This window comes from Mesorhizobium sp. M0119, assembly GCF_040322615.1.
In the GTDB taxonomy this organism is placed as follows: domain Bacteria; phylum Pseudomonadota; class Alphaproteobacteria; order Rhizobiales; family Rhizobiaceae; genus Mesorhizobium.
Genome location: NZ_JAMYTU010000004.1, coordinates 196,849 through 222,180, shown reverse-complemented (window position 1 = coordinate 222,180; position 25,332 = coordinate 196,849). Strand labels below are relative to the sequence as shown.

24 protein-coding genes are annotated in these 25,332 nt (G+C 62.7%); 23 read left to right on the top strand and 1 reads right to left on the bottom strand.

Going from position 1 to position 25,332, the window contains the following annotated elements:
* The first annotated feature begins 22 nt into the window (after positions 1-22).
* From NKJ40_RS06075 to NKJ40_RS06050, 6 genes are all read left to right on the top strand, one after another.
* The gene (locus NKJ40_RS06075; protein WP_352465298.1) at positions 23-1,084 is read left to right on the top strand and encodes an ABC transporter substrate-binding protein; all 1,062 of its coding nucleotides are present in this window, start codon (positions 23-25) and stop codon (positions 1,082-1,084) included.
* A gap of 66 nt (positions 1,085-1,150) precedes the next feature.
* Positions 1,151-2,020, top strand: a complete 870-nt coding sequence (locus tag NKJ40_RS06070) for an ABC transporter permease (protein WP_352465297.1) — start codon at positions 1,151-1,153, stop codon at positions 2,018-2,020.
* Positions 2,020-2,808 carry an ABC transporter permease gene (locus tag NKJ40_RS06065; RefSeq protein ID WP_292664211.1) on the top strand — a complete coding sequence of 263 codons (789 nt, stop codon included), beginning with the start codon at positions 2,020-2,022 and terminating at the stop codon, positions 2,806-2,808. Before NKJ40_RS06070 ends, NKJ40_RS06065 begins: the two co-directional genes overlap by 1 nt.
* Entirely contained in the window at positions 2,808-3,875 is a 1,068-nt protein-coding gene (locus NKJ40_RS06060) for an ABC transporter ATP-binding protein (RefSeq protein ID WP_352465296.1), read from the top strand. Before NKJ40_RS06065 ends, NKJ40_RS06060 begins: the two co-directional genes overlap by 1 nt.
* A gap of 80 nt (positions 3,876-3,955) precedes the next feature.
* Positions 3,956-5,206, top strand: a complete 1,251-nt coding sequence (locus NKJ40_RS06055; protein WP_352465295.1) for an aconitase X — start codon at positions 3,956-3,958, stop codon at positions 5,204-5,206.
* Positions 5,203-5,625: an aconitase X swivel domain-containing protein gene (locus tag NKJ40_RS06050; protein WP_352465294.1), complete on the top strand. Its 423-nt coding sequence runs from the start codon at positions 5,203-5,205 to the stop codon at positions 5,623-5,625. Before NKJ40_RS06055 ends, NKJ40_RS06050 begins: the two co-directional genes overlap by 4 nt.
* A gap of 89 nt (positions 5,626-5,714) precedes the next feature.
* Here the strand turns inward: NKJ40_RS06050 and NKJ40_RS06045 are convergent, their stop codons facing one another.
* Positions 5,715-6,746, bottom strand: a complete 1,032-nt coding sequence (locus tag NKJ40_RS06045; RefSeq protein ID WP_352465293.1) for a LacI family DNA-binding transcriptional regulator — start codon at positions 6,744-6,746, stop codon at positions 5,715-5,717.
* Positions 6,747-7,119: 373 nt separating this feature from the next.
* On the opposite strand from NKJ40_RS06045, the gene NKJ40_RS06040 reads away from it, so the two are divergent.
* The 17 genes from NKJ40_RS06040 to NKJ40_RS05960 all read left to right on the top strand — a co-directional run bounded on the left by NKJ40_RS06040 (position 7,120) and on the right by NKJ40_RS05960 (position 25,293).
* Entirely contained in the window at positions 7,120-8,733 is a 1,614-nt protein-coding gene (locus NKJ40_RS06040) for an extracellular solute-binding protein (RefSeq protein ID WP_352465292.1), read from the top strand.
* Positions 8,734-8,811: 78 nt separating this feature from the next.
* On the top strand, positions 8,812-9,672 hold the full coding sequence (locus tag NKJ40_RS06035) for a carbohydrate ABC transporter permease (protein WP_292661980.1): 861 nt from the start codon (positions 8,812-8,814) through the stop codon (positions 9,670-9,672).
* Positions 9,669-10,628 carry a carbohydrate ABC transporter permease gene (locus tag NKJ40_RS06030; RefSeq protein ID WP_352465291.1) on the top strand — a complete coding sequence of 320 codons (960 nt, stop codon included), beginning with the start codon at positions 9,669-9,671 and terminating at the stop codon, positions 10,626-10,628. The genes NKJ40_RS06035 and NKJ40_RS06030 overlap by 4 nt, the downstream gene beginning before the upstream one ends.
* Positions 10,625-11,716 (top strand): ABC transporter ATP-binding protein, encoded by a 1,092-nt coding sequence (locus NKJ40_RS06025; protein WP_352465290.1) that lies wholly within the window; start codon positions 10,625-10,627, stop codon positions 11,714-11,716. Before NKJ40_RS06030 ends, NKJ40_RS06025 begins: the two co-directional genes overlap by 4 nt.
* 1 nt (position 11,717) lies before the next feature.
* A complete protein-coding gene (locus tag NKJ40_RS06020; RefSeq protein ID WP_352465289.1) occupies positions 11,718-12,779 on the top strand; it encodes an ABC transporter ATP-binding protein in 1,062 nt (353 codons plus the stop codon).
* A 50-nt stretch (positions 12,780-12,829) separates the two neighbouring features.
* A complete protein-coding gene (locus tag NKJ40_RS06015; RefSeq protein ID WP_352465374.1) occupies positions 12,830-13,918 on the top strand; it encodes a Gfo/Idh/MocA family protein in 1,089 nt (362 codons plus the stop codon).
* Between the two features lie 26 nt (positions 13,919-13,944).
* Positions 13,945-14,859 (top strand): sugar phosphate isomerase/epimerase family protein, encoded by a 915-nt coding sequence (locus tag NKJ40_RS06010; protein ID WP_352465288.1) that lies wholly within the window; start codon positions 13,945-13,947, stop codon positions 14,857-14,859.
* Between the two features lie 37 nt (positions 14,860-14,896).
* The gene (locus tag NKJ40_RS06005; RefSeq protein ID WP_352465287.1) at positions 14,897-15,835 is read left to right on the top strand and encodes a sugar ABC transporter substrate-binding protein; all 939 of its coding nucleotides are present in this window, start codon (positions 14,897-14,899) and stop codon (positions 15,833-15,835) included.
* 61 nt (positions 15,836-15,896) lie between these two features.
* Positions 15,897-16,901 (top strand): ABC transporter permease, encoded by a 1,005-nt coding sequence (locus NKJ40_RS06000; RefSeq protein WP_352465286.1) that lies wholly within the window; start codon positions 15,897-15,899, stop codon positions 16,899-16,901.
* Positions 16,898-17,680 (top strand): ATP-binding cassette domain-containing protein, encoded by a 783-nt coding sequence (locus NKJ40_RS05995; protein WP_352458321.1) that lies wholly within the window; start codon positions 16,898-16,900, stop codon positions 17,678-17,680. Before NKJ40_RS06000 ends, NKJ40_RS05995 begins: the two co-directional genes overlap by 4 nt.
* A gap of 34 nt (positions 17,681-17,714) precedes the next feature.
* Entirely contained in the window at positions 17,715-18,896 is a 1,182-nt protein-coding gene (locus NKJ40_RS05990) for an aldose 1-epimerase family protein (RefSeq protein ID WP_352465285.1), read from the top strand.
* A 91-nt stretch (positions 18,897-18,987) separates the two neighbouring features.
* Positions 18,988-20,076: a fatty acid desaturase family protein gene (locus NKJ40_RS05985; RefSeq protein WP_352465284.1), complete on the top strand. Its 1,089-nt coding sequence runs from the start codon at positions 18,988-18,990 to the stop codon at positions 20,074-20,076.
* 44 nt (positions 20,077-20,120) lie between these two features.
* Positions 20,121-20,435, top strand: coding sequence for a MocE family 2Fe-2S type ferredoxin (locus tag NKJ40_RS05980; RefSeq protein WP_352465283.1), 315 nt, complete (start codon positions 20,121-20,123; stop codon positions 20,433-20,435).
* A 37-nt stretch (positions 20,436-20,472) separates the two neighbouring features.
* On the top strand, positions 20,473-21,273 hold the full coding sequence (locus NKJ40_RS05975) for a 3-methyl-2-oxobutanoate hydroxymethyltransferase (protein WP_352465282.1): 801 nt from the start codon (positions 20,473-20,475) through the stop codon (positions 21,271-21,273).
* A gap of 226 nt (positions 21,274-21,499) precedes the next feature.
* Positions 21,500-22,942 (top strand): DHA2 family efflux MFS transporter permease subunit, encoded by a 1,443-nt coding sequence (locus tag NKJ40_RS05970; RefSeq protein WP_352465281.1) that lies wholly within the window; start codon positions 21,500-21,502, stop codon positions 22,940-22,942.
* A 279-nt stretch (positions 22,943-23,221) separates the two neighbouring features.
* The gene (locus tag NKJ40_RS05965) at positions 23,222-24,208 is read left to right on the top strand and encodes an ABC transporter permease (protein ID WP_023675789.1); all 987 of its coding nucleotides are present in this window, start codon (positions 23,222-23,224) and stop codon (positions 24,206-24,208) included.
* A gap of 59 nt (positions 24,209-24,267) precedes the next feature.
* A complete protein-coding gene (locus tag NKJ40_RS05960; RefSeq protein ID WP_352465280.1) occupies positions 24,268-25,293 on the top strand; it encodes a sugar ABC transporter substrate-binding protein in 1,026 nt (341 codons plus the stop codon).
* Positions 25,294-25,332: the final 39 nt, after the last annotated feature.

The window sequence follows — 25,332 nt, the reverse complement described above, 5'->3', positions numbered from 1 at the left end:
GCAAACACAGAGAGGAACGAACATGCGCATGCCCGACTTGACTGCCCTGCTGACGGCGGCCGCCGTCTTCACCTCCGCACTCGCATTTGCCGCCAAGGCCGACGAGGTGCACGTACTCAACTGGAAGGGCTACGGCGCCGACGAGCCGTGGGCCGTCGAGGCGTTCGAGAAGGCGACCGGCAACAAGGTCGTCAACGACTTCTTCAATTCCGAACAGGAAATGCTGACCAAGCTCAGGACCAATCCCGGCCTCTACGACGTCGTTATGATCAACGCCGCCTTCAACGACCAGGCAATGGCGGAAAAGCTGATCCAGCCGATCGACACATCCAAGCTGCCGAACTATGCCGACATCAGCAAGGACAAGGCGAGTTCGCCGATGCTCGTCCATGACGGCAAGGTCTATGGGGTACCTTGGGTCTGGGGACTGACGGCGCTCGCCATCAACGAAAAATCCTTCGACAAGCCGCCGACCAGCATCGCCGAAATGTGGGATCCCGCTCACAAGGGCCGCGTCACCATCCGTGATGATGCCGTCGAAGCGGTGCAGTTCGGCGCCATTGCCACCGGCCAGAACATCAACGACATCAAGGATATGGAGGCGGTCAAGGCGAAGCTCACTTCGCTGATGCCGCAGATCAAGACGTTCTGGAGCTCGGAGAACGACTGGAACCAGATGGCTGCCTCTAGCCAGATCGACATCGGCACCTATTGGAGCGGCTCGGCCGACCGCGCCAAGACCCATTTCAAGCTGCCGGTCGCGCTCGTGATCCCGCAGGAGGGCGCTGTCGCCTGGCTCGACGCCTTCTCCATTCCGGTCGGTTCCAAGAATGTCGCCGGCGCCGAGGCCTTCATCAACTACATGATCGACCCGAAGTTCTATGTCGAATGGGTCACCAAGGTCGGCGCCCCGGTGTCCGCCAACACCAAGGCTGTGGAAGCACTTCCCGGGGATGCGTTCAATCGCAAGGTGATGGGTGACCCGGCAGTCGCCAAGCGCATCCAGTTCCAGGCGCCGATCACAGACGCCCAGCGCGAAGCCTATCTGTCGCTCTGGCAGCAGCTCAAGGTCGACGTGAAGTAACAGCAAAAGCCGCGATCAGCCGACCATCGTGTCGGCTGATCCTTCCCGTCCTGGGAGGAGATTGTCATGGCAGTACAGGTTGCAGCCGCGTCGCGCAGCGAGCTGAGATCGGCCCTGCCGCTGCTGGCGCCTGCCTATCTCTGGCTGACGGTTGCAATTTTCCTGCCGCTCTCAGCCATGGTGTTCTTCTCCTTCATGACCGACCTGCCGCTGTCGGGAAAGCCGTGGGCATTCACGCTCGAAAACTATGCCGCCTTCTTTTCACAAAGCCTTTACCTGACATTGCTTGTGGCCTCGCTGCGCCTCGGCCTCGAGGTGACGCTGTGGTGCATCTTCATCGGTTATCCCGCCGCTTATGTGCTGGCCAAGGTGCTGAAAGGGCGAAGCCGCGAGGCGATTTTCCTGCTTGTCATCCTGCCGTTCTGGTCGAACGGGCTGGTGCGCATCTTCTCGTGGGCGATGGTGCTGCGTGAAGGGGGCATTCTCGACACCGCGCTCAACGCCGTGCTGCCGTTCAAGATCAACATTGATCTCATGTATTCCTATCCGGCCGTCATCATCGGGCTGGTGCACTCCTACGTGCCTTACATGGTGCTGACCTGCTATCTGACCCTGCAGGCCATCGATGACTCGCTGATCGAGGCCGGCCGCTCGCTCGGCGCCTCGAGGCTGCAGGTGCTGAAGCGGGTCATCATTCCCCTGTCGATGCCGGGCCTAGTGGCGGGCGCAGCACTCATCTTCGTGCCGGTCGTTGGCTCGTTCATGGAACCGCGAATCCTCGGCGGCCGTACCGGCACCTTTTACGGCACTGTCATCGAGGACCAGTTCGTCGCCGTGTTCAACTGGCCGCTGGGTGCTGCGCTCTCCTTCATCCTGTTGGCCGTCGTGCTCGTCATCCTGGCGGTTGCCTCGCCGGTGCTGCGTAGGGCTACGTGATGGCGACAACACGTGTCCTCGAATGGCTCGGCCGCCTGTACGTCTGGCTGTTGCTCGCCTTCCTCTATGTGCCCATCATCATCATGGCGCTGATGTCTTTCAACGTTTCGCCCTTCTACCAGCTGCCGTTCGAATGGACGACGGAATGGTACGCCTCGTTGTGGCAGAACGACCAGCTTATCTCAGCCACCTGGAACAGCGTCGAAATCGCAGTCATCACCACCATCATCTGCGTCTTGCTTGGTTCGGCGGCGTCACTGGCGCTCTACCGCTATGAGTTTCGCGGCAAGAAATTCCTGCAGGTGCTGCTGTTTCCGCCAATCGCCATTCCGTGGCTGATCACCGGCACGGCGATGTTGATCTTCTTCTTCGGCGTCGGCATTGGGCGCGGCCTGTTCGCCATCCTGCTCGGCCATGTCGCGCTTGCGCTGCCCTATGTCATCGTCGTGGTGTCGGCGCGACTGCAGACCTTCGCGCCCGAGTTGGAAGAAGCGGCGCGCTCGCTCGGCGCCAATCAATGGCAGGTGACGAACCGCGTCACGCTGCCGTGGATCATGCCGGGCGTCATTGCCGGCGGGCTGTTCGCCTTCGCCGTGTCCTTCGACCAGTTCGTCGTCTCCTACTTTCTGTCGACGCCTGGCCAAACGACGCTGCCGGTCGAAATCTACGCCGCGATCCGCAAGGGTTTCACGCCCGAGATCAATGCTGTCTCGACGATCATCATTGTCGTGTCGATGGCGCTGATGCTGCTGACGGCGCGCTTCTTCAAATTCGGCGGAGAGAAATAATGGCGGGCGTGCAGGTATCGAATGTGTCGCGCAGTTTTGGCGCGCACAAGGCGCTGGACGATGTCTCGATCGATTTCCCCGACTGCGGCTTCTACGCCCTGCTCGGTCCCTCCGGCAGCGGCAAGACCACGCTGCTGCGCCAGATCGCAGGCTTCGACTTCCCCGACTCTGGTCGCATCTCCATAGGCGGCGAAAGTGTTGAGCGGGTACCGGTGGAGAAGCGGCGCATCGGCATGGTGTTCCAGAACTACGCGCTGTTTCCCAATATGAGCGTCTCCGACAATGTCGCCTTCGGTTTGTCAGTGCGCGGCGAGCCCAAGGCGGTGATTGCCAGCGAGGTGCAGCGCGCACTCGACCTGGTGCAGCTCAGCAGGCTCGGCGGCCGCCGGCCGCACCAGCTGTCCGGCGGCCAGCGCCAACGGGTGGCGCTCGCTCGCGCGATCGTCATCCGGCCGCGCGTGCTGTTGCTCGACGAGCCACTCGGCGCGCTGGATAAGGCGCTGCGCGTCGACATGCAGATCGAGCTCAAGCGCATCCAGCGCGAGATCGGCATCACCACCATCTTCGTGACCCACGACCAGGAAGAAGCGCTGACGATGAGCGACCGTATCGGCATTCTGCGCGACGGCAAGCTGGTGCAGGAAGGGCCGCCCGAGGAGATCTACGATCGGCCGAAGAGTGAGTTTGCCGCCACCTTCCTGGGCGACGCCAACATCCTTCGCGGCAACGCCACTGGTACGGGCATCCGGCTGCCTGACGGAACGGGGATTGCCGCAGGCGCGGGGGCTACGCTTGTCGCCGGCATGAAGGCGAGCTGCGCCGTGCGGCCCGAACGGATCCGCATCGCCACCAATGCCGGCGTTCCGGACCGAGCCCATGCCAACATGCTCACGGGGCGGGTCTCCAAGCGTATCTTCGCCGGCAACAACAGCACGTATTTTGTCGATCGCGATGGCCAGACAATCAAGGTCATCGTGCAGAACACCGGCATCGAAAAGCTGGCGGAAGGACAAGAGGTGGTGCTGCGCTGGTCGCCGGAGAGTACGGTGCTGATCGCCGCGAGCTAGCAGATCCAATCCTTCAGTCTTGCCAGGCGGTCCGCAATCGGGGAAAGCATGGTCGGGCAAAGTGCGAAGCGGAATACTCGATGTCGCTTGAATTGAATGCGGGCGACCAGTCGATGCTGCAAGGCGAGCAAGACCATGCCGCGGCTGCCGCCATGAAGATCCTGGTCGCTGTTTCCAAGGCAGTCGGTGCGCGCAAGCTGCTCGATATTTCTGGTGCCCATATCGACGGCTGCCTCTATCACGGTCAGGCCAGCCTCGATTTCGTCGAAAGGCTGGTCGACGGTGGCGGTCGCGTTCGGGTTCCCACGACGCTCAATGTCGGCTTGTTCGATCTGATCCATCCCGGATTGGTGAAGATGCCGGCCGCCGAAGAAGTACCGGCGCGCCGTCTGATGAAGGCGCATCTGGAACTCGGCTGCCAGGCGACCTTCACCTGCGCACCCTATCAGACTCGGTTCCGGCCCGGGTTCGGCGAGCAGATCGCCTGGGGTGAGTCCAACGCCATCGTCTTTGCCAATTCGGTGATCGGAGCGCGGACCAACCGCTATGGCGATTTCATCGATTTGTGCTGCGCCATCACCGGGCGCGCGCCGGCTTGGGGGCTGCACTTGAGCGAAAACCGGCGCGGCCAGGTTCTGTTCGAGCTGGTCGGTTCTGACCCAGAACCGAGCGACAGCCTGTTCGTTGCCGTCGGGCTTATCATCGGGCAAGCAAGCAGCGATCGCATCCCCGTGATCTCGGGCCTGCCAAGACCGCGCGATGAGGATCAGCTGAAAGCGCTAGGCGCCGCCGCCGCGACGACCGGGGCCGTTGCGCTGTTCCATGCGGTTGGTATCACGCCGGAAGCGAACACGCTTGAAGAGGCGTTTCATGGCATGGGGCCAGAGGAAACAATCCGCATCACGCGTGCCGACCTCGACGATGCGCTGGCTAGGTTATCGAGCGTAGCTGACGGCGCGCCTTTGGCGGCCGTGTCGTTAGGCACGCCGCATTTCTCCCATGAAGAGTGGATGCGCCTGTTGCCGCTGCTGCGCGAAGTCGGTCCAGGCAAGGGCGTCCCAATCTACGTCAACACAGGGCGCGCGACGCTGACGCGGCTGCAGGACGAAGGCACACTGGCCGGCATGGAAGCCTTCGGCCTCGTTCCGGTCACCGACACCTGCACCTATGTCACATCGATCCTCGAGCGTCTCGATGGCGTGGTGATGACCAATTCGGGCAAATGGGCGCATTACGCACCGGGCAATATCGGTGTGTCGGTGGCCTTCGGTGACATGGAAGACTGCGTCCGCTCGGCTGCGGCCGGCCGCGTCGTGCGAGCCGCGCCATGAAGGCGCCGGCCAGAACCGGTACCTTCCACCTTTCCGGCTTGGCACAAGGCCCGGCGCTGGTGCTTTCGCAGGCGCTCAGCTTCTGGGGCGGGATCGACGTCGAAACGGGCGACATCATCGACCATTCGCATCCGGACCTGGGCGGCAATATCGCCGGCAAGATCCTGGTGATGCCGAGCGGGCGAGGGTCGTCGTCCTCGTCTTCGGTTCTGGCCGAAGCGATCCGCAGAGGCACGGCGCCGGCCGGCATTATTCTGGAGCGGCCGGACCCGATCCTTGCCGTCGGCGCCATCGTTGCCGAATTCCTCTACGAAATCAGCATGCCGCTGGTCGTCTGCGACATGTCAGGCATTGTCTCCGGCGACCGGATCGCAATTGGTCTGGGCGAAGATGCGCAAGCGATGGTGAGCAAGCTCTAGCCGGCCATCAGTCCCGCCGCGCCCCGCCGCCCATAATTTAAAAGGCACCCGGGTCTCACTTGCGTGGCGGGGTTCACGCGGGCGTTCGTTCAGATCTCCGGGATGCTTTCTCTGAAGATCACTTGCAGCCGTGGCTGGTGCAGTTCGTAAGGCAACCCCCTGACCGCGTGGGTCAAGGTGTTGAGCGCCTCGCGGGCCTCGACGCGCGGGTTCTGGTCGATGACCGCGTCGAGCGTGCCGTCGAGCAGAAGCTCCTTGGTGCCTTCCGTTACCTCATGGCCGAGAAAGACCGTCGACAGCGCGCGCCCGCGCTCCTTGAGTGCGCGGGCGATGCCGGTGTTGCCGGCGCCGACATTGTAGATGGCGGCCAGGTCCGGGTGCCGGTCCAGCAGGGCGGAAGCCTCCGAATAGGCTTTCTCCCGATCGTCGAGCATTTCGCGCATCTCGACGATCTGCAGATTGGGCGATTCTTCCGCCAGAATGTGGCGGAAGCCCATCTCGCGCTCTTCGTGGCCGCGGTAGGAGAGCGAACCGGCGAACAGCGCGACCTTGCCCGGACGCCCGGCGCCCATGAAGCGGTTGAGAAGGTAGCCGGCGAGCCGGCCGGCGGCGCGGTTGTCGATGCCGATATAGGCGACCCTCGGCACATGCAGGATGTCGGAAGCCATGGTGACGACCTTGACGCCGCTGGCAGAAAGCGAGCGGATCGCCTCGCGCACCGTTGGATGGTCGAGCGCGATCACACCGACGCCTTGCGTCTGCCGGTGCAGTTCCTGCAGCAGACGGGCGAGCCGGTCCGGATTGAAGCCCTCGATGGTGGCGACGCGGACGTCGAGGTCCGGCCGCGCCTGCGCCTGCGCCTCGATCTGGCGGTGCAGCATCTTGATGAAGGAATTGGTGCCGGCGGGCAGGGCGAAATCGAGCCGTATGACCTCACCGCGCAGCGCGGTGAGCGAGCTCGGATTATTCGAATTTTCAGCGATATAGCCAAGCCGCTGTGCCGTTTCGAGCACGACCTCGCGAGTGCGCGGCCTGACCCCGGCGCGGTTGTTGAGCACACGGTCGACCGTGGCGGCGGAAACGCCGGCTTCCCGGGCTATGTCTGTCAGCGTGGACCGCACTGTCGATCACCTCATTCCAAAATGTGCCAGGGGCGCATCGAGATCACGCATTTCATGGGTCCGTTGTCGAAGCGGCGGCTTCATCGCCAGCCGCGATTCTGATGGGAAATGATGTAACCAGCCTTGGCCGATGCGCAAGCTGCCGCGCTACACCAAAATGCCGAAGCGGACCAACGCGGGGAGGTGGGTAGCCGGGCTCCCTCAAATTCAAGCACCGGCTTCAGTGTGAGAGCCTTGATAAACGCCATCCTTCCCCTCCCATGAGATGTTATGAGGTGTCTTGATTATTTATGATGTTGACAGCCTTCGTATAGTGCCGTCAATATCCATCATAAGGGCCATGGAGGAACAAGGCCCTGAGGGAGGAGTTCCAATGTCGAATCTGATCCGCGTGTCGCGGCGCCGTTTGCTGGCGTCCGGTGGAAAGGCGGCAGTCCTTGTTGCTGCCGCAGGTATCGCACCGAAATTCATTCGCCCGAGCCGTGCCTATGCGGCCGATGCCCTGGCGCCCGGCATGATCGGTGGCCCGACGGGCTTCGACGGTTCGGAGCGCTATCAGTACGGGCCAGATACGCCGGAGGGTCGCGCCATCGAAGCGGCCAAGGCGATGAAGGGCGCCGGCAAGGCGCCGGCCAAGATCGTACTTGGCCTGTCCGACGGCTCGATCGGCCAGCTGACCCAGCCGTTTCCGGCCGGAGCGCCGTCGATCAAGGATCTCTGGGAGAAGGAAACCGGCATTCCGCTTGAGATCGTCGGTGTGCCAAACGGCCAGGAATTCACCAAGACGATGCAGGACATCTCCACCAAGGGTGGGGCCTACGACATCTACGCGGTCGAATGGAACCGCCTTGGCGACCTCGCCGAAACCGGCGGCATCCTCAAGCTCGACGACTTCGTCGCGCAATACAAGCCGGAATGGGACGATCCCGAGCGCGGCTACGTCAACGGCGCCAAGGGCGTCTCGCTGCTCAACCAGTATCGCGGCTCGACCTATGGCGTGTCGCTGGATGGCGACTTCCAGACATGGGTCTACCGCACCGATCTGTTCGGCGACGCAAACGAGAAGAAGGCTTTCTCCGACAAATACGGCTATGAACTGGCGGCGCCGAAGACCTGGAAGCAGCATGACGAGATCGCGGCCTTCTTCCAGCGCCCGGACAAGGGCCTGTTCGGCTCGACCGATCTGCGCAACCAGGGTTGGGGCTACACCAACTGGTATCAGCGTTACGTCTCAATGGCTTCGCCCAATCAGTTCTTGTTCGACGATACCGGCAAGCCGCTGATCAATTCGGAGCAAGGTATCGCGGCGACCAACGAGTACATTGCGTCGCTTTCGCATCATTCGCCAGATGCGATCTCCTGGGGCTGGCCGGAGCAGTACGGCAATTTCGCCAAAGGCGGCGCGGCCATGACGTGCGCCTTCTCCAACCTGCCGAAATTCCTCGACAATGCCGGCAACAAGGATTCAGCTGTCACCGGCAAGATCGGCTCGATGCTGCCGCCCGGCCGCGAGATCGACGGCAAGCTGGTCAGCCGGTCGGTGCTGTGGCTCAATCTGTCGGCGTCGGTGTCCTCACAAGCCAAGAACCCGGAGGCCTGCTACCTTTTCCTGCAGTGGCTGGGTTCAAGCCGCATCTACGCCTGGATGACCGCCAATCCGGGCGGCTACTTCGATCCGTTCCGGCTGTCGGATTTCTCCGATCCGCTGGTCCGCCAGACCTATCATGCTTACCACATGGACGTGGTGCGCGAGACGGTCGCCCGCACCGTGCCCACCATCAACTATCCCGGCGCCACCGCCTTCCACAATGCGCTGGACGAGAACCTAGTCGCCGCGCTGACCAAGGCCAAGACGGCCGAGCAGGCGATGGCCGACACCGAGGCCGAGTGGAAGAAGATTGCCCGCCGTACCGGCGAGGAGAAGCTTCTCGAAGCCATCAAGACCAACAAGGAGGCCTGGCCCACCGTCCTCGATCCGATCGCCTGATCCTTCCAGGATCCTACCAAGGAGGGGAGGAGCGGTCGCTCTTCCCCTCGGCAACGAAAGACCCAGCAAAGCCGCAAGATGAAGCGTTCAGTTCCTTTCGAGATATTCCGCTATGCCGCGATCTTTGCGGCGATGGCGGTGACGCTGGTGCCGATCCTGTGGATGGTGTCGATGGCGTTCAAGCCGATCGCCGAATGGTCGGCGACTGGCGCCGACCTGACATGGTGGCCGAAGAACCCGACACTCAGCAATTTCCGCTTCGTCTTCGGTGAATCGACCAACAATCTGATCGTCGCCCTCGACCGCACCGCCTTGAAGCCGATCCTGTCGTCGCTGCTGTCGGCCACGTTCGGCACGGCGATCGCCATGTCGGCGGGCACCGCGGCGGCCTACGGGCTGTCGCGCTTCGGCTCGGGCCAGAACCTGCCGCTGGCGCTGATCCAGCTTCGCCTGTTTCCGCCGATGGCGGTCATGACCCCGGTGATGATCATGTGGGCCTTTCTCAACTTCACCGACAGCTGGTGGGGGCTTTCGTTGATCTACGGCATCGTCACGCTGCCTTTCGCCTTCTGGCTGATGAAGACCTTCTTCGACGACATGCCGCGCGAGATCGAGGAGGCGGCGCTGGTCGAGGGCTGTTCGCGATGGCGCGTCTTCACCCGCATCACGCTGCCGATGATGCGCGCGCCGCTGGCCAGTGCCGCGCTGTTCGTCTTCATCCTCAACTGGTCGGACTATCTGATTGCGCTGCTTCTGACGACGCGCGAATGGGTGACGGTCCCCGTCTACATGGCGTCGCTGTCCTCCTCGATGACCGGACAGCTCTATGGCGCCAAGGCAGCCCTCGGCCTGATCGCCGCGGTGCCGCCTGTCATCATGGGCATCGCCATCCAGCGCCACCTGGTTCGCGGGCTGACCTTCGGGGCGCTCAAGCAATGAGCGCGGTGACCGCGACGATTTCGGAGGGCGACATGCAAGCCTCCAAAGCGGCATCGGTGTTGCCGGACGAGGGCGCACGGCTCGGCTTCCGGTTGACCCTGCCGGCGCAGATCCTGGTGCTGTTCATCGCCGTCTTCCCGCTCCTGATGCAGCTCTATATCAGCCTGACCGACTGGTCGCCGCTGTCGGGCACCGGCTGGTGGAATGCCTGGTCGATGTGGAACAGTTTCGCCAACTACACCGACCTTGCCGCGGACGCGCGCTTCTGGAGTGCGCTGAAGCGCACGACCATCGTCATGATCGTCTGCGTGCCGGCGGAGTTCCTGCTCGGCCTGGCGCTCGCGACACTGTTTGCCGACGAGTTCCCCGGCAAGCGGATCTTCTACTCGATCCTCTTGATGCCGATGATGGTGGTGCCGGCGGTGGCCGGCTACATGTTCTTCATGCTGTTTCAGTCGGGCGGCCCGGTCAACGACATCCTGTCGGCGATGTCAGGCGTTCCCGTCACCATTGCCTGGCTGTCGGACCCGACGCTGGCTCTCATCGCCGTCATGGTCGCCGACATCTGGCAGTGGACGCCGCTGATGTTCCTGATCCTGCTTGCCGGTCTGGTCGGCGTGCCCGAGGACCAGATCAAGGCGGCGACGCTGCTCGGCGCCAACCCGTGGCAGCGATTCGTCACCATCGTGCTGCCGAAGATGAAGACGATCATCATCATCGCGCTGGCGATCAGGGTGATCGAGAACTTCAAGATATTCGACACGCTTTACATCATGACCGGCGGCGGTCCCGGCGTCGCTACCGAAACCATCTCCGTCTACATCTACAAACTCACCACCCAGGACCTGATCTGGGGCTATGTGGCGGCAATCGCGCTGGCCATACTGATCGTGCTGTCCGTCGCTGCGGTGTTTGCCATGAAACGCATGGCCCGGGTACGCGAGGTGGCGGCATGAGCACCATCCACCTGCAGAACCTGGTCAAGAAATTCGGCGACTTCACCGCGCTGAAGACGATGGACCTGGCCATTGCCGACGGCGAGTTCATGGCGCTGCTCGGGCCGTCTGGCTGCGGCAAGTCGACGACGATGAACATGATCGCCGGCATGGAAGGGCCGACCAGCGGCAAGATCCTGTTTGGCGAGCGCGACATGGCCGGCGTGCCGATGGGGCGGCGCGGCGTCGGCTTCGTCTTCCAGAACTATGCGATCTTCACTCATATGAGCGTGCGGCAGAACCTCGCCTACGGGCCAAAAATGCGCGGCGCACCAAAGGCCGAGATCGGCCGCCGTGTCGACGCCATTGCCGAGATGCTGCAACTGACGCCGCTGCTCGACCGCAAGGCGGACAGACTGTCGGTCAACATATTGCAGCGGGTGGCGATCGGCCGTTCGGCGATCATGGAGCCGGCGATTTTCCTGCTCGACGAGCCGCTTTCCAATGTCGACGCCGCCTTCCGGGCAGTGATGCGGACCGAACTGAAGCAGTTGCAGCGGCAGTTCCGGCAGACCATGGTCTACGTCACCCACGATCAGCTTGAAGCAATGACCATGGCCGACCGCATCGCGGTGATGGACCACGGCGTGCTGCAGCAGGTCGGCACGCCGCTCGAGGTCTATAACAATCCGGCCAATGTCTTCGTCGCCCGCTTTATCGGCGCGCCGGGCATGAACCTGCTCAAGGGCAGGCCGGCGGAAAGCGACCGTGGTCTGGTCATCGATCTCGGCCCGCTCGGCGTGACACCGCCGCTGCCGGTCGAGATCGCCGATGCCGTACCCAGGATGCGCGGCGAGGTGTTTTATGGCTTTCGACCGGAGCAGGTGACGCTGGCTGAAGGTGGCCGTGGCCTGTCCATGCCGGTGAGTTTCGTCGAGCGGATCGGCGCGCGCACCATCATCCACCTTGGCGACGGCGAGACTGCGGTGAAGGCGGTGTTCGACAATGATGTCGGGCTGGCGATCGGGCAGACAGCTGTCGTCGCGCCTGCGGCGGAGGCGGTGCGCGTCTTCGACGCCGCCTCCGGTCTTGCATTGAGAGCAGGTTGAGATGGCCGATATCGTTTTCCGTAATGTGACAAAACGCTATGGCGGCACGCTTGCCGTCGACGATGCGTCGTTCGCGGTGAACGACAACGAGTTCTTCTGCTTCTTCGGGCCGCCGCTGTCGGGCAAGTCGACGATACTCCGTCTGGTGCTCGGGCTGGAAACCCCGGACGCGGGCGAGATCCTGATCGGCGGAAAGCCGGTCAACACAGTGTCGCCGGCCGACCGCAACGTCGCCATGGTGTTCCAGAATTTGGCGCTGTTTCCGCATATGAGCGCGCGCGACAACATCCGCTTTCCGCTGGTCGAACGCCGGGTCGCCGAAGCCGAGATCGAAGAGCGCGTCGCCGACGTCGCAGCCAAGCTGCATATAGGCCATATCCTGCACAAGCCGCCGGCACAGCTTTCCGGAGGTGAGCGGCAGCGCGTGGCGATTGCCCGCGCGCTGGTGCGCGACCCGGCCGCCTATCTGATGGATGACCCGATTTCGGCGCTCGACGCCCGGCTGCGCGAGGAGACGCGCGTCGAGCTCAAGCGCATCCAGCGCGAGCTTGGCAAGACGCTGATCTATGTCACGCACGACCAGGAAGAGGCGATGTCGGTCGCCGACCGCATGGCCATACTGGAGAACGGCAAGATCAGGCAGATCGGCGCGCCGGCCGAGATCTATGACCGGCCGACCAGCACCTATGTGGCGCGGCTGCTCGGCTCGCCGATGATGAATATATTGAAGTCGGTGCACGGCGCTGAAGGCGTGGAGGCGGCGGAAGGCACGATCCGCATCGCGGATACCGGCGCCCCGGCCGATGCCGTGGAAATTGGACTCAGGCCGGAAGACATCAAGGTTAAGGCCTGGTCGGAGGGGGGCGCGGGCCGCGCGGCGCGAGTGTTCGAGGTCGAGCCGCTCGGCGGCTACACGGTTGTGACGCTCGCCGCCGGGCAGGCGCGTCTGCGGGCGCTGTTGCGCGGCCAGCCGGACATCAGGCCGGACGCGATGGTGGCGATATCCTGCGAGCCGGGCAGGGTGCATTATTTCGGGCAAGGCGGCGGAGCGCTGGCAAGATGACGGTGGCTGCAAGGAACGAGCTTCGGGAGGAATATATGGCAAGCCAAGAAATGGTGGGCAACGGCTTCGAGCCGGACGTTAAAGTCCGCACCAGAGAATACAGGATCGGCTGCGTCGGCGCCGGCATGATCATGGCCGAATGTCACCTTGCCGCCTACAAGGAAGCCGGTTTCCCCGTGGTGGCGATTGCCTCGCGGACCAAGGCCAGCGCCGAGAAGGTCGCCAAACGCTGGGATATCCCAACCGTCCACGACACGCCGGAACAGCTCATCGAGGACAAGAACGTCGAGATCATCGACCTTGCCTTTCCGCCGGACAAGCAGCCGGCGCTGATCCGCCATGCTCTGAAGCAGGCACATATCAAGGCGATCCTGGCGCAGAAGCCATTGGCGCTGTCCCTTGAAGAGGCAGTCAAACTTCGCGACGAGGCGGCCAAGGCAGGCAAGATCCTCTCGGTCAACCAGAACATGCGTTACGACCAGTCGATGCGCGTCTTGAAGCAGATCATCGACAGCGGCGCGCTCGGCGACATCGTTTTCGCCCAGATCGACATGCATGCGATCCCGCACTGGCAGAGCTTCCTCGAGGACTATGACCGGCTGACGCTCGCCAATATGAGCGTCCACCATCTCGACGTATTGCGCTTCCTGTTCGGCGATCCCTTGGAGATCACCAGCCTGACCCGCAAGGATCCGCGCACCCGCTTCGATCATTCGGACGGCATCACCGTGTCGACGATAAAGTTCCCGTCGGGCGTGCTCGCCGTATCGCTTGAGGATGTCTGGTCCGGTCCGCGCCAGGAGGGCTACAAGGACGACCAGCACATCAATTGGCGCGTCGACGCCACCAAGGGCGTCGCCAAGGGCACCATCGGCTGGCCGACAGGTTCTGCCTCGACGCTGACCTATGCCTCGACCGAGACCACCGGTGGTGAATGGGTGACGCCCAGTTGGGACACGATGTGGTTCCCGCATGCCTTCATCGGCGTCATGGAGCAGCTCCAGCACGCGGTTAAGACGGGCGAGCCGCCGGCGCTATCGGTCGCGGACAACGTCAAGACCATGGCTCTGGTCGAAGCCGGCTACCGCTCGATCGACATGGGCCGGACGGTCAAGCTTTCCGAAATATCAACTGACTGAATTACTTACAGGGAGGACTTCACACCATGATGCAGGCAGGTATTTTCACGGGTTATTTCCCGTATGGCCTCAAGGAAACCGCGCAGAAGATCCGTGCGCTCGATTTCAACACCGTGCAGCTCGACCTGCATTTCAAGGACATAGATCTGTCGGCCGGGCAGATCACCAGGGACAAGGCCAAGACCGTCCGCGATACGTTTCGCGATCACAATCTGCCGATCTGCTGCGTATCGGGCTATACCAACATCATCCATCCGGACCTGGGCGAGCGCGAGCGGCGCGTCGGCTATTTGAAGGAGATCATCCGCAACGCACGCCATTTCGGCACCCCTTACGTGATCTCGGAAACCGGTACCTACAACACCGAGTCCGACTGGGTGCATCACCCGAAGAACAAGACCGAGGAAGGTTTTGAGGAATGCCGCAAGGTCATCGCCGACCTTGCCCAGACCGCCTATGACCACGGCGCGGTCTTCCTGCTCGAAACCTATGTCAACAATGTCGTCGGTTCGGTCGAGGAGACGGTGAGGATGTTCGCGCAGGTCGACCACCCAGGCCTCGGCCTGCTGATGGACCCGACCAACTATTTCGAAACGCACAACATCGACAGGATGGACCAGATCCTGAACCAGGTGTTCGACACGTTGACCGACAAGATCAAGATTGCCCACGCCAAGGACGTCAAGCGTTCCGGCGGCGACAAGTCGGAAAAGCACGCAGACATCGGCGACGAGGACGCGCTGGAGAGCCACACTTTCCGCGGCGTCGGCGAGATCGAGCTGCCGGCGCCCGGTCTCGGTTCGCTGAACTACGACCTCTATCTCAAGCGGCTGGCCGAAAAGCACCCGAACATCCCGGTCATCATCGAACATCTTTCGGAAGACGACGTGCCGCGCGCCAAGAAATTCCTCGACGGGAAATTCCGCACCAACGGTCTGTGATGGCGCGGTTCGGCTACGAAACAAGGGAGGAAGAGAAATGTTGAAATTCGCGTTGAAAATCGCGGCTGCGGCGACCGTGCTCGCCGGCGTGACCATGGCCTCGGCGCTGGCACAGGACGCCCAGAAGACGTTCTACCTGCTGTCGCATGGCGGCCCGTCGGATGCCTTCTGGATCGACTGGAATGCCGGCGCCACCAAGGCCTGCGACCAGCTCAAGGTGACCTGCAAGATCTCGTTCAGCGGTGGCGACATGGCGGCGCAGAAGGAGGCCTTCAACTCCGCACTCGCCGCCAAACCGGACGGCATCGCCACGACCTCGGCGCAGCCCGGCCTGTGGACCGAGGAGGTCAAGGCGGCGAAGGCGGCCGGTATCCCGATCGTGTTCTTCAACACCGACGATCCGGCGACCGGCCGGCAGGCCTATGTCGGCGCCGACCTTAAGGAAGCCGGTGTAATCTGGGCGAAATATCTGGTCGACCACAATATGGTGAAGCAGGGCGACAAGGTGTTCCTGCCGGTCGAAGTGCCGGGCGCCAGCTACCAGCAGCTCGAGACCGAAGGCATTGCCAGCGTCTTCGATCCGCTCGGCATCAAATATGATGTGGTCGATTGCGGCACCGATCCGGCCGGCATCATCGCCAAGATGACCGACTACATGGTGGCCAACAACCCGCCGGCGATCATCGCGCTCGGCGATTCCGTTGCGGCCAGCGTCAAGCGGGTGTTCGACGGCGCCGGCGTGCCGGCCGGCAAGATCCCGGTCGTCGGCTGGGGCAATTCGAAGGAAACGGCCGAGTCAGTGAAGTCTGGGTTCATCAACGCGGCTGCCTGGCAGTTTCCCTCGGCGCAGGGCTTCATGCCGGTGGCGCTGCTCGGGCTCGCCGCCGCTGGCGAACCGATCGGCTACGACATTCACACCTTCAGCCTCTACGACGCGTCGAGCGTCGAACCGATCCTGAAACTCTACAACAAGTGATTGAAATTGACGCTCGCCGCGCAGGCGGCGGGCGTCACCTTGAAATATGGTCGAAACAGTCATGACAATTGCCGCAGAAGAGGAAATGCCGCGTGCCAAACGCAGGTCGAGCCTGATGCGCTCGCCGCAGTTCTCTTCGCTCGTCATCCTGATTGTCCTGCTGGCGGTGTTCGCGATCGCCGACGCGAATTTCTTGTCGCCGCTCAACATCTCCAACATGATGGCGTTCCTGCCCGAGCTCGGCATCATCGCGCTCGGCATGACGCTGCTTCTGACGGCGGGCGAGTTCGACCTTTCGGTCGGTGCCGTATTCGGGCTGGCGCCGGTCGTCGTCATGCTGCTGGTGCAGAACGGCGGGTTTGATATTGGCGTCGCGCTGCTGGCCGGCCTGCTGCTCTGCATAGCGATCGGTGCGATCAACGGGCTGATCGTCACCAAGATCGGCATCTCGTCCTTCCTGGTGACACTGTCGATGCTGCTCGTCGTGCGTGGGGCAGCGCTTTACATCACCCAGGGCTTTCCGCTGAAATCCTGGAACCAGCCAGGCTTCTTCGTGACGCTGCTGGCCGGCAGCTTCAATATCGGAACGTTCCGTTTCTATACCTCGCTGTGGTGGTTCATTGGCCTGTCGCTACTGGCGATCTATGTGCTGCGCTACGCCAAGCTCGGCAACTGGATCAGTGCTATCGGCTCGAACCGTAACGCTGCCGTGGCGCGCGGCGTGCCGGCCGATGCGGTCAAGATCTGGCTGTTCATCCTGACCTCGGTGCTGGCCGGTCTCGCCGGCATGATCAGCGCCTTCCGCATCTCTGCCGCCTCGCCGGTGGCCGGCACCGGGTACGAGCTCGAAGTGATCGCCATGGTGGTGGTCGGCGGCACTGCGCTGACCGGTGGGCGCGGCACCATCCTAGGCACCATCGTCGGCGCGCTGATGCTGCGCAGCATCCGCAACGGCATCGTGCTGATCGGCGTGCCCGGGCTCGCCTATAACATCTTCGTCGGCGTCATCATCCTTGCCATGCTCATCCTGCACGCTTTGCTGCAGAAGAACGCCGCCAGGAGCTGATCATGGAAGTGCTTCGGCTGCAGAATTTGCAAAAATCCTTCGGCAGCGTCCGTGCCCTGAAGAGCGCCTCCTTCACGCTCAACGAGGGCGAAGTGGTGGCCTTGCTCGGCGACAACGGCGCCGGCAAATCGACATTAATCAAGGCGATCTCTGGGGTCTTTCCCGTCGATCGCGGCGACATCTATGTGCGCGGCCAGAAGGTCTCCATCCGCTCGACGCGCGACGCGATGGATCTCGGCATCGAGACCATCCACCAGGACACCTCGCTGGCTCCCGATCTCAGCATCGCGCGCAATCTTTTCCTCGGCCGCGAGCCGGTCAATCTCAAATGGCTTGGCGTGTTCGCGCCGCTCGATCTCGCTCGATTGCGCGATGCTGCGTCGGCTCTATTGAAGCGCGTCGGCATCTCGAAGAAACTCGACGCCGATGCGCTGGTCAGCACATTGTCGGGCGGCGAGCGCCAATCGATCGCCATTTCGCGTGCCATGCAATTTGCCGCCAAGGTCATCATCCTCGACGAGCCGACCAACAATCTCGGCGTCGAGGAAACGCACGGCGTGCTGCGCTTCGTCAAGGAAGTGCGCGATGCCGGTCACTCGGTGCTTTTAATCACCCACAACATCCATCACGTCTTCCAGGTCGCCGATCGCATCATTGTTATGCGCCGTGGCGAGATCGTCGCCGAGCAGACGGTCGCCGATACCGACCTGCTGACCGTGGAAAGCATCATCACCGGCGCCGACATGTCGGCCCTGCTCAAGGAGACGAGAGCGAAGTGAAGGAGGGGAGCAAAGTGAAAGAACTGGCCGTCACATGGTAGAGCTTTACGGCAAGACGCTGTCGCGCCGGCAGGTCTCGGAACGCTCGGGCATGCTGTCGCAGTTCGCCGGCGTGCGGCTGATGACGCTTGGCGACGGCGTCGAGCGCGGCATCCGCATGCTCGAATTCCGCACCGGCTCCGGCCTGCGCTTCACCGCGCTGGTCGACCGGGCGCTCGATATCGCCGACTGCGACTTCAAAGGCCAGGCGATCGGCTGGCACTCGCCGAGCGGTTTTCGCCATCCCGGCCTGCACGAGTATGAAGGCGAGGAGGGATTGGCGTGGGCGCGGTCGTTTTCCGGCCTTCTGCTGACCTGCGGCCTCGACCATATATTGTTCATGAACGAAGTACCGGCCGATACCTACAACTACCCGCCGAAGAAGACGGTGCGCCATTCGCTGCACGGCCGCGTCAGCACCATTCCGGCGCGGCTGACCGGCTATGGCGAGACCTGGGACGGCGACCGCTGCGTGTTGTGGGCCGAAGGCATCGTCCAGCAATCGACTGTATTCGGCGAAGATCTGCACCTGCTGCGGCGGATCGAGGCCAATGTCGGCGGCAACGAGATCCGGCTTTCGGACCGTGTCGTCAATCACGGTTTCAACCGTACGCCGCATATGTATTTCTACCACATCAATGTCAGCCATCCGGTGCTCGACGAGGGCGCGCGCTACCTGGCGCCGATCCGCGACGTCGTCTGGGCAGGCCATGCCGGCGAGCGCTATGAAGCGCAGAAGGTCGGCTACCGCACGGTGCCGGCGCCGCAACCGGGATTCAAGGAACAGGTCTGGCAGCACGAACTCGGCGCCGACAGCGCCGGCGAAGTCCCGGTGGCGGTGGTCAACGATAGGCTCGGCCTCGGCTTCGAGGTGGTCACGCGCAAGGACCAATTGCCCTGCGCCTATCAATGGCAGAATTTCCAGGCCGGGCAGTACGCGCTTGGGATCGAGCCCTCGACGCATCATGTGCTGGGAAATCTGGCGGCGCGCGAACGCGGCGAGATGATCTGGCTGGAGCATGGCGAGAGCCGCTCCTACAATGCCGTTTTCCGGGTTCTCGACGGCGCCGGCGAGATCGCCGTCGCCGAGAGCCGGATCGCGGCAATCGCCAGGCAGCCGCAGCAGGATTATCCCCAGCCGTCGGGCCATTTTCCTGTTCTTGGAGGCAGGTCGTGATAATGGCGAAAACGATACGGGACACCAGTTGGGAGGCTGGCTCCGGCCGGAGCGGGGAGGGCTCGCGGCAGATCGGGAATCGGAGGTCACAATGGCTGGCACGGTAAAGCGCGATTACAGCCTGGTCGGCGAAAGCACGCGCAGGGCGATCGAGACGGGACTGGCCTCGGCGGAGTGGTACCACACGGATGTCCCTCGCAAGGCGATCAAGGAGCTGATGCAGCGCTCAGACAGCCCGGCGATCCGCGACACGATCATCTGGATCGTCGCCATCCTCGGCTCCGCCGCCGGCGCCATCTATTTCTGGGGCACCTGGTGGTGCGTGCCGTTCTTCTTCGTCTACGGCGTGCTCTACGGCTCCTCCAGCGACTCGCGCTGGCACGAATGCGGCCATGGCACTGCCTTCCGCACGCGCTGGATGAACGATGTCGTCTACCAGATCGCCAGCTTCATGCTGATGCGCAACCCGGTGACCTGGCGCTGGAGCCATGCCCGCCACCACACCGACACCATCATCGTCGGCCGCGACGCCGAGATCGCCGTGATGCGCCCGCCGGACCTTTTGCGTGCGGCGCTGGCTTTCACCGGCATCCTCGATTTTCGCTATTCGCTTCCGGCACTGGTACGCCAGGCGTTCGGCAAGCTGACGCCCGACGAGAAAAGCTACGTTCCCGAGATGGAACAGCACAAGGCCGTCATCGCGGCGCGCTGGCATATTGCCATCTACATCGCCAAGATAACACTCGCCCTCTACATGCAGTCGTGGGTGCCGGTGGTGCTCATCGGCGTGCCGCGCCTCTACGGCACCTGGCACATGGTGATGACCGGCCTGCTGCAACACATCGGTCTGGCCGACAACGTCGTCGATCACCGGCTCAACACCCGTACCGTGTACATGAACCCGATCAGCCGGTTCATCTACTGGAACATGAACTACCACGTCGAGCACCACATGTTTCCGATGGTGCCCTATCACGCGCTGCCCAGGCTGCATGAATTGATCAAGCACGATCTGCCGGAGCCGAACCCGTCGATATGGCATGCCTATCGCGAGGTCTGGCCGGTCCTGCTCAGGCAGCTCAAATACGAGGATTATTTCCTCAAGCGCGAACTGCCGCCAACGGCCAGGCCCTATCGTGGCGAGTTCCACGAAGTGAACATGTCGGCGGCGGCTGAATAGGCACCGCACCGGCGCCATGCAGAAAATTTCAGGAGAGATATAGAATGGCCGATTGGGTCGAAGCGTGCGCCGTGGACGATGTCGAAGAGGAAGACGTCATCCGCTTCGACCATGGCGGCCGCACCTTCGCGATTTACCGTTCGCCGGACGATGAATTCTTCGCCACCGACGGGTTTTGTACGCATGAGAAGGCGCATCTGGCCGATGGGCTTGTCATGGACGACATCATCGAATGCCCAAAGCACAATGGCCGCTTCAATTACAAGACCGGCCAGGCCAAAGGGGCTCCCGTCTGTGTCAATCTGCAGACCTATGCGGTCAAGGTGGAAGCTGGCAAGGTGATGATCCAGATCGCCTGACCGGCCTTCTGTCACGTAGCAAAGGGAACCAAAATCCATGAGCCGGAAAAGACCGACCGTCGCAGACCTGCGTGCCATGAAGGGCAAGCGGCAGCTGACGATGCTGCGCGTGCTGACGATGGACGAGGCCGAGGCCGCCGAACGCGCCGGCGTCGATATCGTCTCGGTGCCGCCGGAGCTGGTGCTCAATCCGCAATACCGCGATGCGGCACCCAGCCTGTTCACCATGCCGGGCGAGAATTTCTTCGAAATCGGCACGGCCGACGATTTCGTCCGCTGGGCGTTCCGGCTCTACAAGGCCAGCGCCGATGCGGTCTATTGCAGCGCCGGCTATGCCACCATCAAGCGGATGGCCGACGACGCCATTCCGGTAATCGGCCATGTCGGCCTCATCCCGTCACGCGCCACCTGGACCGGCGGCTTCAAGGCTGTCGGCAAGACCGCCGACACCGCCATGCAGGTGTTCGAAGCGGTGAAGCAACTGGAGGCCGCCGGCGCGATCGGCGCCGAGATCGAAGTGGTGCCGGTGGAAGTGGCCAAGGCGATCTCGGAACGGACGTCGCTGATCATGCTGTCGATGGGAGCGGGCACCGGCTGTGACGCGCAATATCTGTTCGCCGACGACATCCTCGGCCAGAACCGTGGCCACATGCCGCGCCATTCCAAGGTCTATCGCAATTTCGCCGCCGAATACGATCGCCTGCAGGCCGAACGCATCGCCGCTTTTTCCGAATATGTCGCCGATGTGAACAGCCTGGCGTATCCCGAAGACAGGCACGTCGTGCACATGGGCCCGGACCAGCTCAGCCTGTTCCTGGAGAAGATCGAAGCCGCATGAGATACGCCGGCTGCGGCACAAAGCGTCATCGCGGATCGTAAAAGGCCGGTTCGGCGCCAGGGCCAGGTCATCGCATGGCCGGCTGCGATGCCACACGAAAGTTTGTTGGACCAGGTCTGGACGGCACCGGCCAGATGCTGTTGAAACCGGTGCGTCATCGGTTTGCCGGACAATGGTGCGGTTGCCGATGGAGCGGGTGAAAATTCCCCTTCGGACAGTTCTGTGCATGACCGCCATTCCCGAAAACAAAGCCTTGCCCGAAACCGCGCCGGCGGCGCGGCAAGCTCGGCGGGTGGCGCTGATCGTCGCCGTCGCCTTTTTCATGCAGCTTCTGGATTCGACCATCATCTCGACCTCGCTGCCGCAGATGGGAGAATCCTTCGGCGTGCCGGCGGTGGCGATGAGCATCGGCATCACCGTTTATATGCTGACCATGGCGGTGTTCGTGCCGCTGTCCGGCTGGCTTGCCGACCGTTTTGGCGCGCGCAACATCTTCCTCGTGGCGATCGCCCTGTTCACGCTGGCCTCGCTCGTTTGCGGCATCTCACAGAACCTGGCCGAGTTCGTCGCCGCACGCGCGGTTCAGGGCCTGGGCAGCGCGCTGATGACGCCGGTCGGCCGCATCCTGGTGCTGCGCAACGCGCCGAAATCCGAGCTTCTCAACGCCACGGCGCTGATCACCTGGCCGGCGCTGTTTGCGCCGGTGGTCGGGCCGGTGCTTGGCGGCTTCATCACCACTTATCTCTCCTGGCACTGGAATTTCTTCATCAACATTCCGCTTGGGGTTGCCGGTTTGGCGCTGGTTGCCCGCTTCATTCCTGGGGACCGCGAAGCTGGGACCAAGCCGCTCGACTGGCCGGGCTTCCTGCTGACCTCGGTAGGGCTCGCCGCGATGCTCTATGGCCTCGAGCGCATCGCGCATCCGCAAGAGGGTGTGTTGCCGACCGTGGCACTGCTCGGCACGGGCATTTTGGTCGGCTGGCTGGCGGTGCGGCATCTGGGAAGCGCCAACCATCCGCTGCTCGATCTCACAGCTTTCAAGGTGCAGACCTTCGCCATCTCGACGCTGTCGGCCGGCACGATTTTCCGGATCGCCATCAACGCCACGCCGTTCCTGCTGCCGCTTTTGTTCCAGGTCGGCTTCGGACTGAGCCCAGTCGATGCGGGCATGATGATCCTGGCCTATTTCCTCGGCAATCTCGGCATGAAGGCGGTGACGACGCCGACGCTGAGGCGCTTCGGCTTCCGTTCGGTGCTGATCGTCAACGGGGTGATCGCTTCCTTGTCGATCATGGCCTGCGCGGCGCTTTCGCCGCAGACGCCGCAAGCGTTGGTGGTGGTGCTGATGCTGATCGCCGGCCTTTCGCGATCGATGCAGTTCACCGCGCTCAACACACTGGCCTTCGCCGATGTGGCCTCACCGCAGCGCAGCTCGGCGGCGACGTTGTCCAGCATGCTGCAGCAGGTGGCGATGCTGTTCGGCGTAGCGGTCGCCGCGGCACTGCTCAACCTGTCGCAGATCGCCAGGGGGGCTGCGGCGCTCGATCTCGTCGACTTCCGACTTGCCTTCCTGGTGATCGGCGCAATCGGGCTCGTCGCCTCGTGTCGCTTCCTGGCGTTGCCGAAGGCTGCCGGCGCCGAGGTCTCGGGCCATGTTTTGCGGATTTGACGCGGGAATCCAGCGGCGATCGCGGACATAAATTCTGCCTGCTTCGCTCGTTGTGGAACAAACTTTTGCGAGCGCTCCGATCGGCACGGTTAATGCAAAAGTGCTTGAGTTCCTGGCATTGCGCCAGCCTCGCCAATCGGCGCGTCCAACCGCGGAATTTCCTCGCAAGCCGGCCTGCAATGCGCGGATTCATTTGACGAATTGGTCTTGAGCCGATTAGCTTTCGTTCCGATGGCCGCAGAGGGAGCAGGGCGTAGCCATCGCGGGTGAAAGCGGGCAATGAACGCGACCGGCTGGCTAAACTGGAGAAGCCTGAACCAGGAGGGCATTGTCTTTGCCATCGCGGTTGTGCTGTTCATTGCCGCCGCCATCGGACTGCCTGGTTTTATCAACTCGAACAATCTCGTTGCCATCGTGCGCTCGGTCTCGGTGCTGGGCATATTGGCGCTCGGCATGGCGGTCGTCATTATCGGCAGGGGCATCGACCTGTCGGCGGTGGCGATCATGGCGATGTCGGTCGCCTGGTATCTGCAACTGCTGAATTCGGGAACATCCGACGGGCTGGCCTTCGCCTATGTGCTCGCTGGCGTTCTCGCCATCGGGCTGTTGAACGGAATCCTGGTCGCCTACGCCGAGGTTCCGGCGATCTTCGTGACGCTGGCGACCGCATCCTTCGTCTTCGGCTATGTGCGCTCACAATTGATCACACAGGACGCCGTGCCGGTGCCGCCCGGCCATTGGGTCGAGCTTCTGGGCGGGCTGCGTTTCCTCGACATCCCGGTCGAGGTCTTTGTCTTCGCCGGGCTGGCTTTCGCCTTTTTCCTGTTCCTGCGCTACACCAAATGGGGTCGCTACGTCTATTTCGCCGGCGACAACCCGGTTGCCGCGCGCAACATCGGCATTCCAGTGCGCCCGATGCTGGTGCTGCGCTACGTGCTGTCGGCCCTGGTCTCGCTGGTGGCCGGCCTGCTCACCGCCGCCAGCCTGCATTCGATCAACACCCGCATCGTCAATTCCACGCTGCTCTACGACATCGTGCTGGTGGCGGTGATCGGCGGCATCGGTCTGTCTGGCGGGCGGGGCGGGGTGCGCAACGTGCTGGTGGGTGCCGCGCTGATCGGCATCCTGCTCAATGCGATGACCATCATCGACATTCCGCTGCTCTATCAGAACCTGATCAAGGCCGCGATCCTGCTGGCGGCGATCATCGTCGATGGGTTCATCAATCCGCGCGACGAGCAGACCGCGCAGCAAGGCGACATTTAGACTGACGCGAACGGTTGGGGCCGGCCGCGAACGACAACGACCAAACCAGAGGATGTGACATGAAAATCATCAGGACGTTTATGGCTGCCGCGGCAGCGCTTGCCGCCTCCGCATTCGTGGCGCCAAGCTTCGCGGCCGAAGATCCGGGTCCGGGCGCCTATTCGCAAGCACTCAAGGGCAAGCGCGTGATGCTGGTACCGATGGCGATGGGCTTCGACCTGGCACAGGGCTGGGCGCATTACCTGAAGACGGAGGTCGAGGCCTGGGGCGGCGTGTTCGAGACGCGTGACCCGAACTGGGTGGTCGATGCCGGCGCGCAGGCGATAACCGACGCAATCTCGTCGGACACCAGGCCGGACGTGCTGATCATCCATTCGCCGGACCTCAACTCCTATGCCAAGCTGATGAAGAAGGCGCAGGCCGCAGGCACCTATGTGCTTTTGGTCGACAATCCGGCGAACTTCCCGGCCGATGCCTTTGTAGGCAGCGACTGGGATCGGCTCGGCCAGCTGGAAGCCGAAGCGGCGATCAAGGGTTGTGGGCCGAACTCGTCCAAGAAGATCGGGCTAGTGCAGGGCGACCAGGCCAACTCGTCGAGCCTCTACCAATATGCCGGCATCATGAAGGTGCTGGACAAGAACCCCGACTTCAAGGTCGTGGCCAAGCCTGACTCCAACTGGGATGCGACGACCTCGCGCAACGTGACGACGACGATGCTGCAGCAGAACCCCGACATCTGCGCCATCATCGATTTCTGGGACGGCGACGCGACCGGCGCATCTGCTGCGATCCGCGATGCCAAGCTCGAGGGCAAAGTCTTTCTGGTCACCACCGGCGGTGGCGAAAAGACCGCCGACTGCGACAAGCTGCAGGACGGCACCTATGGCGCGGTGGTGATGACCGACCTTGCCCGCCAGTCGGGCGACATCAACGCCGTCATCAAGTTCCTGTTGCAGAGTGGCCAGCCGGCCGGCACCTCGCACACCTACATCTACACGCTGGAGAAGGCGACAACCAAGGCCGACCTCAAGCCAGACAGCTGCTGGGACTTGAAAGCACTGCAAGCCCAAGCTGCGGCCAAGTAAACCGCGGGTCCGTTGCAAGCATCGACGAGGTGGCCGGAC

Bases quoted from the DNA above. Each gene is read 5' to 3' on its own strand.
- NKJ40_RS06060 (WP_352465296.1), top strand. From the start codon at position 2,808: ATGGCGGGCGTGCAGGTATCGAATGTGTCGCGCAGTTTTGGCGCGCAC.
- NKJ40_RS06070 (WP_352465297.1), top strand. From the start codon at position 1,151: ATGGCAGTACAGGTTGCAGCCGCGTCGCGCAGCGAGCTGAGATCGGCC.
- NKJ40_RS06065 (WP_292664211.1), top strand. From the start codon at position 2,020: ATGGCGACAACACGTGTCCTCGAATGGCTCGGCCGCCTGTACGTCTGG.
- NKJ40_RS06075 (WP_352465298.1), top strand. From the start codon at position 23: ATGCGCATGCCCGACTTGACTGCCCTGCTGACGGCGGCCGCCGTCTTC.
- NKJ40_RS06025 (WP_352465290.1), top strand. From the start codon at position 10,625: ATGAGCACCATCCACCTGCAGAACCTGGTCAAGAAATTCGGCGACTTC.
- NKJ40_RS05985 (WP_352465284.1), top strand. From the start codon at position 18,988: ATGGCTGGCACGGTAAAGCGCGATTACAGCCTGGTCGGCGAAAGCACG.
- NKJ40_RS05965 (WP_023675789.1), top strand. From the start codon at position 23,222: ATGAACGCGACCGGCTGGCTAAACTGGAGAAGCCTGAACCAGGAGGGC.
- NKJ40_RS06040 (WP_352465292.1), top strand. From the start codon at position 7,120: ATGTCGAATCTGATCCGCGTGTCGCGGCGCCGTTTGCTGGCGTCCGGT.
- NKJ40_RS05990 (WP_352465285.1), top strand. From the start codon at position 17,715: ATGGTAGAGCTTTACGGCAAGACGCTGTCGCGCCGGCAGGTCTCGGAA.
- NKJ40_RS06055 (WP_352465295.1), top strand. From the start codon at position 3,956: ATGTCGCTTGAATTGAATGCGGGCGACCAGTCGATGCTGCAAGGCGAG.
- NKJ40_RS06030 (WP_352465291.1), top strand. From the start codon at position 9,669: ATGAGCGCGGTGACCGCGACGATTTCGGAGGGCGACATGCAAGCCTCC.
- NKJ40_RS06005 (WP_352465287.1), top strand. From the start codon at position 14,897: ATGTTGAAATTCGCGTTGAAAATCGCGGCTGCGGCGACCGTGCTCGCC.
- NKJ40_RS06015 (WP_352465374.1), top strand. From the start codon at position 12,830: ATGGTGGGCAACGGCTTCGAGCCGGACGTTAAAGTCCGCACCAGAGAA.
- NKJ40_RS06050 (WP_352465294.1), top strand. From the start codon at position 5,203: ATGAAGGCGCCGGCCAGAACCGGTACCTTCCACCTTTCCGGCTTGGCA.
- NKJ40_RS05980 (WP_352465283.1), top strand. From the start codon at position 20,121: ATGGCCGATTGGGTCGAAGCGTGCGCCGTGGACGATGTCGAAGAGGAA.
- NKJ40_RS06020 (WP_352465289.1), top strand. From the start codon at position 11,718: ATGGCCGATATCGTTTTCCGTAATGTGACAAAACGCTATGGCGGCACG.
- NKJ40_RS06035 (WP_292661980.1), top strand. From the start codon at position 8,812: ATGAAGCGTTCAGTTCCTTTCGAGATATTCCGCTATGCCGCGATCTTT.
- NKJ40_RS05960 (WP_352465280.1), top strand. From the start codon at position 24,268: ATGAAAATCATCAGGACGTTTATGGCTGCCGCGGCAGCGCTTGCCGCC.
- NKJ40_RS06010 (WP_352465288.1), top strand. From the start codon at position 13,945: ATGATGCAGGCAGGTATTTTCACGGGTTATTTCCCGTATGGCCTCAAG.
- NKJ40_RS06000 (WP_352465286.1), top strand. From the start codon at position 15,897: ATGACAATTGCCGCAGAAGAGGAAATGCCGCGTGCCAAACGCAGGTCG.
- NKJ40_RS05970 (WP_352465281.1), top strand. From the start codon at position 21,500: ATGACCGCCATTCCCGAAAACAAAGCCTTGCCCGAAACCGCGCCGGCG.
- NKJ40_RS05975 (WP_352465282.1), top strand. From the start codon at position 20,473: ATGAGCCGGAAAAGACCGACCGTCGCAGACCTGCGTGCCATGAAGGGC.